The sequence below is a fragment of the Peptoniphilus ovalis genome (assembly GCF_018919265.1).
In the GTDB taxonomy this organism is placed as follows: domain Bacteria; phylum Bacillota; class Clostridia; order Tissierellales; family Peptoniphilaceae; genus Peptoniphilus_A; species Peptoniphilus_A ovalis.
Genome location: NZ_JAHLQO010000002.1, coordinates 49,268 through 61,964, shown reverse-complemented (window position 1 = coordinate 61,964; position 12,697 = coordinate 49,268). Strand labels below are relative to the sequence as shown.

The window sequence follows — 12,697 nt, the reverse complement described above, 5'->3', positions numbered from 1 at the left end:
AAATTTTCCAATATAAAAGAGCAGTTTAAAAACTGCCCCGTTATAATTTATAAACCAATATTATTCTTATTTGCTAAATTCTGTTGTGTTTGAATTTTCACTTTTTAAAGAATTATCTTCAACTTTATTATTTTCTTCTAAAGATTCTTTTTTATCTTCTTCATTTTTCTTTGGCACTTCTCTTTCGATAAATTTTGGAAGTTCGCCTAATTTATAAACTATTAGACCAGCTCGTTTCTCAAAACTTGCTATATTAAAATCTAATGTTTCTCCATTTTTAGTCACAGTTATATATCCTACAAATCCGCCGTTTTCTACATTAGCACCTTTGTAATGATTTTTCAAGAATTTTATTACTTCATTTGTAAATTCTTTTTTCCTATTCATTTCTAATTCTTCTGCATCTTGTTCTTTATCAGTTTTTGGTTTGTTATCTAAATCCGCTAAGTTATTTTCTATTCTGTATTTAAGTGTAGCTACTACATCTTCTGCGGAATTATCTCCATAAACTCCTGCCCTTTGATTTTGTATTATTTGTCTTACACTTATTGCATGATAGTGATTTCCATGAAGCCAATAGAATATATTATTAGTTTCATTTTCTGAACCATAAACTGGCAAATCTGTATTTAAAGCTCCGAAATTAGTCATATTTTTTAAATTTTTATCTAAATAAGGTACTACACTTTTTACAAGTCTCGGACTTACATTTGCAACTTCAGAAACTTCTTTATCCCCTACATTTATATCAGAATGGTCTTCACCCTTTTCTACTATATATTCTGCATTCGGATAAATATTTTTTGGATTTTCTCTTACAACTCCAATTTCTTTATTTCCAATATATAGATGCCAATGATCTCCATGGTCAACTATTCTTGTAACTCCCTTAGGCCATTTTGAATCTTCTTGTTTGTTTGGTTTTTGATTTCCATGACTTCCTACATACTCTTCAATAATTACTCCTCTAAAGCTTGTTCCAACTTCTCCGAGACTTAAATAAGTTATATATTCTCTGTTGTTATCATCATATACATGATAATGGTCGCCATGTTTTTTTATTCTCATTATATTAAGACTAATTAATTCATTTGCTCCAATTGTTCTTATAAGAAAAGGATTAGAATTATTATTAGGAAAATTTGGTAAATTTGGTGTAATTTGATTCGGATTATCCCAAATATTATTATTGCCACTCAAATTATTCCAATTATTATTAGGTTTATTATTAAAGTTATTATTTGTTTTTCCATTGAGTGGTCCATGACTTCCTTGATAGATTCCAACTTGTGCATTAGGATACATGGAACTTGGATCAGTGTATGTTATAAATTCTTGTCCTGATGCAGTATATACATGGTAATGGTCACCATGCTTTAAAATTTTCACAACTTCATTAGGATTATTTGTTTGATTTTTAAAATTATTATTTTGGTTAAAATTATTGCTAAGGTTATTGTTTAATTTATTGTTTAGGTTATTAAAATTATTTGGAATCAAATTATTGTTCATATTCATTCCAATATTATTTGAATTTTTATTTCCATGACTTCCCACATAAGTACCAATTTGTATATTAGGAAATTCAGAAGATGGATTTTCATAAGTTATAAATTCACGTCCATCTCTTGTATATACGTGGTAATGATCTTCGTGTTTTAAAATTTTTACAACATCAAGATTTTTTAAATCGCTAGCACCTACTGCTGATATAAATTCTATGCCACCATTTTCTTTATTTTGAGGATTTATTTTTGTTTTCTTTACAGAATTAGTTTTTGCAACTTTATTTAAAGGAGCATGACTTCCATTGTACTTTCCAATTTTTATATTTGGATACATTGAGCTTGGGTCTTCATAAGTTATGAATTCTTCTCCTGAAGCAGTATATACATGATAATGGTCTCCATGTTTTAAGATTTTTACAACTTCATCTTTGCTATCTTCCTTGGAATTTGCATAGACTTTTTTGCCCAGAAATCCCTTTAATGAGCTTTTAACCTTTGAATTAGTTTTTTGTCCGTGATGTCCTGTGTATGCTCCAATTTTTATATTTGGAAAGGCATTTGCAGGATTTTCATAAGTTAGAAATTCACTGCCATCTGCTGTGTATACATGATAGTGATCTCCATGTTTTTTAATTTCTACTACATCTTTGTTTTTTAAATCATCTACTCCAACAACACTTACCATTTCCATCTCGCCTGATGAATTTCTAGGATCAGAATATGTGATGTGTTCTTTGCCATCTTTTGTAAATACGTGGAAGTGGTCACCATGTGGCACAACTTTTACTATATCATCTGTATTTATATCATTATCATCAAGCAAAACTTCAGTTGTATCATCTTCTATATATTTATTTTGCATAGTGCTGGCTAAAGGGGAGTTTTCAACACTATTTTTATTATTTGAACAAGCAGCTAAACTTAAACTAAGCATTAAAACTGTGCTTGTCGCTAAAATTTTATAATTTTTCATTAATTTATTATTCATTTTTCCTCCACTATTTTTTAAATATTAAAGAAATTATCAAACTTGCTACTGCTATTAAAACTATTACTGAGCCTGGTCGTAAATTAAAGCTATATGAAACAAAAAGACCTATATATACAAATAATATGCACATAATTACAGAAGCAATTAAAGTTGATTTATATGTCTTTGTAAAACTCATCGCCGTTATTACTGGTATAACGAGAAGAGAAGAAACAATTAACGACCCAATAGTCTTTGCGGCAATGGAAATGGCAATGGCACTAAGTATTGTGAAAACAAAATCTAAAATTGCTGTGTTAATTCCCATTAAACTTGCCGCTTCTCTGTCAAACACACTTAGATATAATTTTTCATAAATTAGTCCATAAGTTATTAAGACTATTGCAGAAATTAAAATAACTGTATAAAATTCTGCATCGCTTATTGTTACAATTGAGCCAAATAAAAAGGTGGTTATATTTGTAGAACTACCAGATAGGCTTGAGAAAATTCCAGCAACACCAACAGATGCCGAAAGTATAACTAAAGTTGATATTTCTTGATAGGATTTTAGTTTATTTCTTATAAATTCCACAAATAATCCAGCCACTATGCAAATTATTACAGAACCTATCAGTGGATTTATCCCTAAAAATAATCCTATGGACACTCCAGCAAGTGATGCGTGAGATAAACTATCTCCCATCATTGAAAGTCTTTTTAATAAAATTGTCATTCCTATTGCCGGCAAGATAATTGCAAGAAGCGTTCCAACAATAAATGCCCTTTGCATAAAATCGTATTTAAATATTTCAAGCATCTCTATTCTCTCCTTGCCTAAAAAGATTTAGAGTTCCATTTTTAATCTCATAAGTCTTGTCTGCAAAATCTCTAACCTTTGATAAATCATGACTGACCAGTAAAATTGTCTTTTCATTTTTAGAAAAACTTTTAAGAAGATTAAAAAATTCTTTTGCAAACTCATCATCTATACTTGCTGTCGGCTCATCTAAAAGTATCAGTCTCGCATCTTTTATAAGCGCAAGAGCAAGAGATAATCTCTGAAGTTGTCCACCAGATAATTCACTCAGCGCTTTATTTTTATGTTCCAACAGTCCAACCATTTCAAGATATTTCGTTACAGAATCTTTTTTCTTTAAAAAAGAGAGGTGAATTCTCAGACTCTCTTCTACAGATGTTGGAAAATTTTTATACCCTTGACTTTTATTTTGTGAAATATACGCAATATCTGCATGATGATTATTTTTATTTATATCATCGCCAAATAAAATAATTTCACCAGAAAAATTTTTTAAATTACCGAGTATTAAATTTAAGAGAGTTGATTTTCCTGCACCATTTTTTCCAATAAGAGCAGTAAAGCTTCCTTTTGAAACTTCAAGATTAATATCTATTAAAATATTTTTATCTTCGTAGGCAAAGTTTAGATTTTTTATTTCAAGAATATTATTCATTAAAAGATTTCACCAAAGCTTCTAAATTTAATTCCATTAATTTTAGATAACCCATTTCTGCTTCTTCGTCAGTAAGACTTTCCATAGTATAAATTGTGTCAGTCTTTGTATTAGTTGTCTTTGCAAGTGTTTCTGCAACTTTTGGTGTTGCCTTTCCTTCAAAAAATATTGTGCTAATATTGTGTTTTTCAACAAAGTCTGCAATTTCTTTTAATTGCTTAGCAGATGGCTCTTCCTCAGGAGAAATTCCTGTAACAGCAACTTGTTTTAAGCCATAATCTTTTGCAAGATAATTAAAAGCAGCATGTGAAACTACAAAGTATTTTTCATCACTTTTAACTTTTAAAAGTTCCTCTTGAAATTTATTATCTAAAGCCTCAAATTCTTTTACAGACTTGCCCAAGTTTTCTTTGTAATAATCTTTGTTTTCGGGATCTATTTCCGAAACTTTTTCGTAGATTTCATTTAATTCAACAATTGCATTTTTTATGCTAAGCCAAGTATGAGGATTAACTCTAACATCGTCCTTAGAAAGTTCATCTCTTTTTGCAAGTAGACTTAAATTAGAAGATAAATCTAAGAATTTAGAATCATCTTTAACTGTGTCCATTAAACTTGGAATAAAACTTTCCATATTTGCACCATTGTAGATAATTAAATCCGCCTTAGAAATATTCACCATATCTTGAGTTTGAAGTTCAAAATCATGTGGCTCTTGATTACCTTTAATTATTGTTTTAATTTCCATCTTGTCGCCTATAATTCTCTTTGACAAATCATAAACTGGGAAGAAAGTTGCATAGACGACTTTTTTATTTGAACTAGTATCTTCTTTTTTTTGAGCAGAATCACTTGAACATGCTGTCAAAAATATAGATAAAAACATTAAAATTAATAAAAATCTTCTTTTCATAATACCTCCAAAATTTTAAATAATAATGCTAATGATTTCCATTTACTTTGTGAATTATATTCTTATTTTTGTTAAATGTCAATGATTCTCATTTGCTTTTATAAGTTTTATTTTTTAGTAAGGAGATAGTCTTTTGATGTGAATCCAAATTTTTTATAACAATAAAAAAGAACGGTCTTTTAACAAACCGTTCCTAAAATTTACTTCAACCAGTAGTAAGCTTCTCTTATAGCATTATTTGTATAAACATCTGGCTTTATTTTCTCATTTAAATATTCTTTTCCATTATTGTCAACTATGCTTGCTGTTGTAAGAAATAACATCAAATTATCGTATAGATTAAAAGTGGAATTAACTGAAGTGTAACCTGCAGAATCCTCTCCAAAAAATTTAACTCCCTCAATATTTTTAAGAGCAAGTGCAGTTATCTCTCCTGAGCTTCCAGTCATTTTATCAATTAAAACTGCAACTGGAACATTGTTAATTTTTTTATCAGAAACACTTAAATATTTAAATTGACCCTCTTTAATTTTAATTGGAGTTTTTTGACCCACAGAATTTTTAAATTCTAAAATTGTTCTATCAGGTAAAAGAGAAGCAATAGATGCAATCATTGGATACATATCTCCACCAGTGTTATGTCTTAAATCGACGACAATGCCCTTGTAATTTTCCTTGTCAATTTCACTTGCCACAGTATTTACATACTTTTGATTTTCTTCTCCAGTTCCAAGCATTATTGGCGGAAGTTTAATGTAAAGTATTTCTTCTTCTAGCATTTGTGTAAGTGGGTACTTTATATTTTTTGCACTTTTATTTGCCACCACTGGTCTTATAATAAAAGAGTGTTTGCCACCTGCAACTTTAATGGCTTCTTCTAAAGTGTCGTGAGAATCTTTTAATTTTTTAAATTCCTTGGACTTTTCTAAAACTCTCTGCCTTTCTTTTTTCCATTCTTCTGTATTTGCATTTATTCCATTGTCCATATTTCTTAGAGCTTTATTTACATATTCTTCTACTGAAGGAGGGAATATATAAATTCCAAAATTTGGCCCATAATTTTTTAGAAAGTATCCCGCAACTACAACAAATACTAAAGTGAGAACTAATAAAATTTTTTTAAACTTATTCATAATATACCTTCTTTTTAGAATAATTAAATTATATAATATTTTGATGTGTGAGTAAAATTAATGGTACCTTGTGAAAATAGTGTGTGATTATTATTAAATATTTTTATCTCTAAAATGTTTTTTTAATTAATAACTCAACATATTGGTACTGCTGCATGCACTGTGGAGTATCCCAAGCCCATTAAAAGCAAAGGACAGCCCCTTTTTATTGAAAAAATTTCTCGCTTATTTATTTATAATTAAGAAAAAACTTCAAAATGAAGGCAAGGGACAGCCCTTTTCCTTATTTACACCCATCGCTGTGCCGTTGGTTCTTCATTGCCTCTAATTTCGCTACGCTCATTAATCGGCGTAAAGAATGTAAATTAAAATTTGCTACCATTTCCGACTCGCTTTAAAATGCTCCTTATCCAGTCGCATTTTATTCGCTACCATTAAAGGGCAGCCCTCCAGCGGCAAATAAAAAAAGTAGAGATCATCCTAAGACAATCTCCACCTTCTATATTATGCTAACTATTTTGCTATTTTATATAATGAACATTTTCAATAATGTCTTCGTATACTTTATCTTTTCTCTTATTGTACTCAACTTTATTAATCTCAAAAATATTATTTCCTTCGCTATCAATTGATACAATAAGTGGTCCAAATTCTTCTACATCGCAAACCCAAAGTGTCTCAGGCATTCCAAGGTCTTTCCACTGAGCGTCTACAATTTTCTTAACTCTAGTTGCTGCCCAAACTGCATTACCTGCAGGGATTACAACATGAATTGCCTTGTTGTCTCTACAGCCTCTTGCTGTGCCTTCGCCCATTCCACCTTTTCCAATAATCACCCTTACTCCAGTTTCTTTGATAAATTCTTCTTCGAATTTTTCCATTCTCATTGAAGTAGTTGGTCCAACAGATACCATTTCATATCCATCTTCAGTTTCTTGAATAATTGGTCCAGCGTGTAGAATTGCTTTGTCTTTTACATCTACTGGAAGTTCAAGCCCTTCTTCAATTACTCTTCTATGAGCAACATCACGACAAGTTACCATTCTTCCAGTTAAATAAATTATATCTCCAACTTTTAAATCTTTTATATCATCTGCAGAGATTGGTGTAGTTAAAACTTTTTTACTCATAATTCTATCCCCTCATGACTTAATATTTTGTAATTCATTTCTTCATCTAATTCAATAAGTCCTCTTCTATGTGACCAGCATCCAACATTTAGAGCAACAGAAAGAACGCTTGGGTGTCTTGCAGTGTTTACTATATTAACTCCCATTACTGAATTTTCTCCTCCAAAACCTTGTGGTCCAATTCCAATTTTATTAATTCCTTCTGCAAGTCTTTCTTCTAAGTCTCTTGCTCTTTCGTCTTCATTATGTGATCCAACTTCTCTCATAAGAGCAAGTTTTGAATTCATTGCTGCTGTTTCAATAGAAGTTCCTATTCCAACTCCCACAAGAAGTGGCGGACATGCATTAAGTCCATAGGAAGTCATTCTGTCTAGGATAAATTTCACAACTGCTTCGTATCCTTCGCCCGGCATTAGAGTTACACCTGCTCCTGGAAGTGAACATCCACCACCTGCCATGTAAGTGTAAATCTTAGCTTTGTTTGAATCAGGAACCATCTTAACAAAGACAGTAGGTGTTCCGTTACCAACATTTTTGCCTGTGTTGTATTCTTGGAAAGTCTCTACACTATTGTGTCTAAGTGGAGTTTCCATTGTCGCTTTATAAGTTGCTTCTTTTAGAAGTTCTTCAAGATTTGCTCTAAGTGGGAAGTTTTCTCCAACTTCACAGAAGAATTGTAGCACTCCTGTGTCTTGACAGCTAGGTCTTTTCATTTCCCATGCAAGGTCTTGATTTTTCTTCATTGTTTCGTAGATTGTCTTTGCAAGTGGGCTTGTTTCCTTTTCAGAAAGTTCATGTAATTTGTCTTCAACATCTTTTGGAAGTTTCATGCTCACAAGTCCAACAAAGGCCGCCATGTTTTCTACTAATTTTTCTTGTAACATTTCTTTATTCATATCTAACTCCTAACATTAATAATAAAATCTTAATTTGGGAAAAATGGGAACAAGATTGGAAGTAAAATTAATGCAACTGCTCCACATATAATTATAAGTGGAAGTCCAGCCTTTACATAATCATTAAACTTATATCCTCCAATGTTATAAACCATTGTGTTTGCAGGCATTCCAATAGGCGTTGCATAAGCCATTGAACCTGCTATAACTGTTGCCATTAAAACTGCTCTAGGATCTGCTCCAATTGCCTGTGAAATTGAAAGCGAAATCGGAACCATGAGAGCTGTTGTCGCTGTATTTGACATAAAGTTTGTAAGTGTTGCACAAATTATAAAGATAATTATAAGAAGTGCAGTCGGTGATGGATTTTCACCAAGTCTTGAAACAATTGCATTGGCAATTAATTCACCAGTTCCAGTTTCTTGTAGTGCATTTGCAAGAGCAAGAGAACCTACAAAAAGTAGTATTGTGTTCATGTCAATTGATTTAATAGCATCTGCACTTGATATAACTTTTAAAACTACAAGAGCAAGTGCTCCAATCCATGCTGATACGAAAAGTTTGATACCAATTTGCTTTTCAAATACCATTGCAAGAACTGTAAGAATTAAAACTATAAGAGATGCCCATTGCTTCCATTCAGGTACATCTTCGTAAGATTTTTCTTCTGAATAAATTGAATCTTCAGAGGAACTGTTATCGTGCTCTGGAAGAAGTTTGTATCCAACTGTAATAAAGAATATAATTCCCACAATTAGAACAGGCATACCTACCTTTGCATATTCAAAAAATCCGAACTCCATATTAATTCCTTCAAGTGCCGATTGAGCAATCATATTGCCCGGAGCACCGATTAAACTTAAATTTCCACCCATTGCTGCTGCAAAAACTAGTGGAAGTAAAATCTTTGAACGATTAATTCCCGTTGATTGTGAAATCCCAATAAGAACTGGAATTAAAACTGCCGCAGTACCAGTGTTAGATAAAATGCCTGACATTAGTCCAGTTATAATCATAACTGCTGCGATTAGTTGTCTTTCTGTCTTTGCAAATTTTGTAACTAGTCCCCCAACCTTTTGTGCCATTCCAGTTTCAAAAAATGCAGCTCCAATTATAAACATTGCTATAAATAATAATACATTTGTATCTGTAAAACCTGCAAAGGCATCTTTAGGATCAAGAACACCTGTAACGGCAAGTCCTACTGCCACTATCATTGCAGTAACCCATAGTGGAATTTTCTCTAATGCAAACATTATCACTGCAAATAATAAAAATCCAATTGTAATTGTAGTTGTACTCATAAATTCATCCCCTCTTTTTATGTATTGATGTAATTATATGGGAATAGAAAAATATAAACTACTCAAATTTTAAGGAGATTTTAGTCTGTGAAAGTAAATTTAATTTGATGAGACGACAAAATAATTTAGAATTCACGGGAATAAATCTGAAGATTTTACAAATAGGATTTATTGGAATAAGGCGATTGCATTGAGATTTTCTGATTATTTTATTTGAAATTTAATAAAAATAAAATCTGAAAAATTAACATGGTAAGAAATTCAGATTAGGAAAAATATAATTGTTGAATTTTTTAATTAAGCAGAAGATTGAATCTTCTTGAGGGCTGTCCCTTGTCGTTAATGAGAAGAATTAATCTTTTTATAAATTTATTAAAATTAAATTTAAATATTTTAAAAGGGGCTGTCCTCTTCCACTAAAACAAATAAATTTTGTTTATTTATGATAAAATAAGCATGAGGTATATTATGAGAGAGTTAAATTATTCCTATTATTTAGTAGGGGATACAAATAAAAAATATAAAATTGAATGTTACGCCTATTACGTTGGTGCATTTAATTACAATTGGCACGATGATGTGGAATGTCTTGTAGTTCTTTCTGGTAAGCTCGAAGCTTGCTATGATGGCAAAGTTTATAGATTATCAAAAGGAGATATTTGCTTTATAGATTCCAACTCTGGTCATGCTACACTTTCCAAAGAAAAGGGAACAATTGCCCTAGTACTTCATTTCAATCCAAAAATTTTAGATTTATACTATGAAAATAGGGACAAATATCGATGGAATATGGCTACAGATGAATTTTCAAGAAATAGCAAAGCTGCAAAAACAATTAAAAAAAGTTTTGCAGATATTGTTGATTCCTTTTCTTGCGAAAATCTAGCAAATGTATTAAAGAGAAATCAAGCCACAGAGAAAATTTTATTTGAATCCATTGAAAATTTTGCAGAATTAACAGAAGTGTTAATTGAAGATAAAAATTCTAACAACAAAGATGAAAATATTAGAAAGCTTATCGATTATTTGGATAAAAATTATAAAAAGAAAATTAATTTAAATGACTTGGCAAAACTTGCGGGATATCATCCAAATTATACATCAGAAATATTTAGCGAGTCTGTGGGGGTTACATTTACAGAATATCTCTTGAGAAAGAGACTTTCCATGGCGACAAAAGATTTAAAACAAAGCGAGAAGAAAATTACTGACATCGCCTTAGAGCATGGATTTGCAAATGTGAGAGCATTTAACAAAGCTTTTAAGGAAAGTTTTGGCAGATCACCAAGTGAGTATAGGGAAAGTTTAGATAAAGACACCCTTGAAATAGATGCGGAGTTTAAAAAAGTTTTTCTCAGTGAAGATAATGCAGCTTGGATTGAAGCAAGAGATTTTTGGAATAGTGAAGAGAAAAATAATTTTAAAATTATTAGAGAAGATTCTGATAAGTTGAGACGTGATATTTATAGAGAGATTATTGAAGCTTTGGAAAATAAGATAGATGAGTGATTTTAAAAAATTTTGCGGACAGTCCTCGCTGTGCCGTTGGTTTTTCATCGCCTCTAATTTTGATACGCTCATTAATCGGCGTTAAGAATGCAAATTAAAATTTGCTACCATTTCCGACTCGCTCTAAAATGCTCCTTATCCAGTCGCATTTTATTCGCTCCCTGGATAAGGTTTTTCATCAACTCAAGCTCCTTTCAGTCGCTTTCATTGTGAAAACCGCTCATCTCGTGTCTTCGACACTCATCTCGCTACCATTAAAAGGCAGCCCTCTTGCTTAGTTATTTTTGCCCTCTTTATTATTCTTTCTTTCCCAAAAATGGGGACGGTCCCTTTGCTAACTCGATCAGGGATACCCAAAGGCACGCAGCAGTCCCCACTAATGAAGCTTCGAGGGCTGTCCCTTGTAATCTATAAATAGAAAAAATGGGATAATTAAATTTTTTAAAAAGAAACTTAATAATATTAAAAGGGGCTGTCCTCATAAGAATAATAAAAAAGTGGATAGAAAAATCCATCCACCTCATTAAAATTATTCAAATAGACTTACATTTCCATTGCTTGTATTAGAATTCCCATCATACTCACTTCTAAAAAGTGTAGTTGCAACTGTATAAAGTCCCTTAGGGTCTCCATCCTTTAAAGCTGTTTGAATCTTCACTGAAATATAATCAAAATCCTTATTCATCATATTGTCTCTGTGATTTGGAGAATTCCACCAGATTTGATAACATTCTTCTGCTAATTTTCCAGGAGACTTAGCAATATTTAAATTATCTCTTGAAGCATTTGCATACACATTTTCAGGAATTGACAAAAGATTTTCGCCCTTTGCTGTGTATTCTATTCTTGGTTGTAAATAATCTAGTACAGTATCAAAAGATGAACCATCAAGTCTCACATGGCTCTTTCCATTTACTCTGATATTTCCATTTTCTGCAAGCTCCTTAGATCTTTGAAGTGTTCCTCTTTCAAGGTCTCCACCAAGCTTAACTGCATGAAGTCCAAGCTTCGCTCTGTCTGCATTTACAAGTTCAATAAATTTATTTTCAAAAGCAGAGTGATTGAATTTGCTCCCATCGTTAAATCCATTAACTTCGCTTGCTAAGTCCAGCTTTCCATCTTCCTTCTTTACTTCATTTGTAACACTTTTATTTTGAGCACTTGTATTCACGCTGTTTACAACTGCATTTCCACCCAACTTAAATTGATTAGTTATTGGATTTTTATTTTCATCATAAATTGTGTTGTAAATCATTGCAAAAACATCTCCACGCTTTGCAGCATCACGCACATTTAAGTTTGTAACTCCAGCACTCTTGCCGATGATATTTGCATCAGATCCCCATAAAACCCAAGAGTTTGGCCAAATTGCATCTGCAATATCTTTTTCAGTTAAATCAGTTTTCTTTAAAGAAACTAAAATCTTAATAATTTCAGCATTTGTAATTTCATTGTCTGGTTTAAATGTTCCATCTGGATAACCGTTGATAAGCTTATTGCCCTTTTGGTTTTCTAGCTTTGAAGCCACATCAATTACTCCATATGCCCAGTGAGTTTTTTTAACATCGCTAAACACATCACTTCCAGCAGTCTTTGCCATTTCAGCATTTCCACTTAAATTCACAAGAAGTGAGGCAATTTCTGAACGCTTGATGTTTTTATCAAGTCCAAGACTTCCATCTGGATATCCCTTTACAATTCCTCTCTCTTTTAAAGTGTTTATCTTCTCATCTTTTGATACATTTGCATTTGCACTAACTGGCATCACTTGAAAAACTCCAGCAAAAACTAGCACAAGAGCAAGCACTCTACATATTTTTTTCATATTTCCTCCTTAGCTTTAGATAATATTTATTATA

General features: G+C 31.7%; 10 protein-coding genes. 1 reads left to right on the top strand and 9 read right to left on the bottom strand.

Features of this window, described 5'->3' with window-relative positions; translation table 11 throughout:
- Positions 1-66: 66 nt before the first annotated feature.
- From KQI68_RS02530 to KQI68_RS02495, 8 genes are all read right to left on the bottom strand, one after another.
- A complete protein-coding gene (locus KQI68_RS02530) occupies positions 67-2,496 on the bottom strand; it encodes a hypothetical protein (RefSeq protein ID WP_246541223.1) in 2,430 nt (809 codons plus the stop codon).
- A 10-nt stretch (positions 2,497-2,506) separates the two neighbouring features.
- A complete protein-coding gene (locus KQI68_RS02525; RefSeq protein ID WP_216548560.1) occupies positions 2,507-3,298 on the bottom strand; it encodes a metal ABC transporter permease in 792 nt (263 codons plus the stop codon).
- Entirely contained in the window at positions 3,291-3,953 is a 663-nt protein-coding gene (locus KQI68_RS02520) for a metal ABC transporter ATP-binding protein (RefSeq protein ID WP_216548559.1), read from the bottom strand. Before KQI68_RS02520 ends, KQI68_RS02525 begins: the two co-directional genes overlap by 8 nt.
- A complete protein-coding gene (locus tag KQI68_RS02515; protein WP_216548558.1) occupies positions 3,946-4,866 on the bottom strand; it encodes a metal ABC transporter substrate-binding protein in 921 nt (306 codons plus the stop codon). Before KQI68_RS02515 ends, KQI68_RS02520 begins: the two co-directional genes overlap by 8 nt.
- Before the next feature lie 200 nt (positions 4,867-5,066).
- Positions 5,067-5,999 (bottom strand): S41 family peptidase, encoded by a 933-nt coding sequence (locus KQI68_RS02510; protein WP_216548557.1) that lies wholly within the window; start codon positions 5,997-5,999, stop codon positions 5,067-5,069.
- Between the two features lie 521 nt (positions 6,000-6,520).
- Positions 6,521-7,129 (bottom strand): L(+)-tartrate dehydratase subunit beta, encoded by a 609-nt coding sequence (gene ttdB / locus KQI68_RS02505; RefSeq protein ID WP_216548556.1) that lies wholly within the window; start codon positions 7,127-7,129, stop codon positions 6,521-6,523.
- Entirely contained in the window at positions 7,126-8,025 is a 900-nt protein-coding gene (gene ttdA, locus KQI68_RS02500; RefSeq protein ID WP_216548555.1) for a L(+)-tartrate dehydratase subunit alpha, read from the bottom strand. Before ttdA ends, ttdB begins: the two co-directional genes overlap by 4 nt.
- 29 nt (positions 8,026-8,054) lie before the next feature.
- Complete coding sequence (locus KQI68_RS02495) at positions 8,055-9,329, bottom strand: SLC13 family permease (protein ID WP_216548554.1); 1,275 nt, start codon at positions 9,327-9,329, stop codon at positions 8,055-8,057.
- Between the two features lie 468 nt (positions 9,330-9,797).
- Here KQI68_RS02495 and KQI68_RS02490 point away from each other — a divergent pair, with 468 nt between their 5' ends.
- Positions 9,798-10,838 (top strand): AraC family transcriptional regulator, encoded by a 1,041-nt coding sequence (locus KQI68_RS02490; protein ID WP_216548553.1) that lies wholly within the window; start codon positions 9,798-9,800, stop codon positions 10,836-10,838.
- A 529-nt stretch (positions 10,839-11,367) separates the two neighbouring features.
- On the opposite strand, the gene KQI68_RS02485 is transcribed toward KQI68_RS02490, so the two are convergent.
- Positions 11,368-12,663, bottom strand: coding sequence for a CAP and S-layer homology domain-containing protein (locus KQI68_RS02485; protein ID WP_216548552.1), 1,296 nt, complete (start codon positions 12,661-12,663; stop codon positions 11,368-11,370).
- Positions 12,664-12,697: the final 34 nt, after the last annotated feature.

What these genes read in the sequence shown, in the direction of transcription:
- KQI68_RS02530 (WP_246541223.1), bottom strand. Translation starts at nt 2,496, where the DNA reads ATGAATAATAAATTAATGAAAAATTATAAAATTTTAGCGACAAGCACA.
- KQI68_RS02525 (WP_216548560.1), bottom strand. Translation starts at nt 3,298, where the DNA reads ATGCTTGAAATATTTAAATACGATTTTATGCAAAGGGCATTTATTGTT.
- KQI68_RS02520 (WP_216548559.1), bottom strand. Translation starts at nt 3,953, where the DNA reads ATGAATAATATTCTTGAAATAAAAAATCTAAACTTTGCCTACGAAGAT.
- KQI68_RS02515 (WP_216548558.1), bottom strand. Translation starts at nt 4,866, where the DNA reads ATGAAAAGAAGATTTTTATTAATTTTAATGTTTTTATCTATATTTTTG.
- KQI68_RS02510 (WP_216548557.1), bottom strand. Translation starts at nt 5,999, where the DNA reads ATGAATAAGTTTAAAAAAATTTTATTAGTTCTCACTTTAGTATTTGTT.
- ttdB (WP_216548556.1), bottom strand. Translation starts at nt 7,129, where the DNA reads ATGAGTAAAAAAGTTTTAACTACACCAATCTCTGCAGATGATATAAAA.
- ttdA (WP_216548555.1), bottom strand. Translation starts at nt 8,025, where the DNA reads ATGAATAAAGAAATGTTACAAGAAAAATTAGTAGAAAACATGGCGGCC.
- KQI68_RS02495 (WP_216548554.1), bottom strand. Translation starts at nt 9,329, where the DNA reads ATGAGTACAACTACAATTACAATTGGATTTTTATTATTTGCAGTGATA.
- KQI68_RS02490 (WP_216548553.1), top strand. Translation starts at nt 9,798, where the DNA reads ATGAGAGAGTTAAATTATTCCTATTATTTAGTAGGGGATACAAATAAA.
- KQI68_RS02485 (WP_216548552.1), bottom strand. Translation starts at nt 12,663, where the DNA reads ATGAAAAAAATATGTAGAGTGCTTGCTCTTGTGCTAGTTTTTGCTGGA.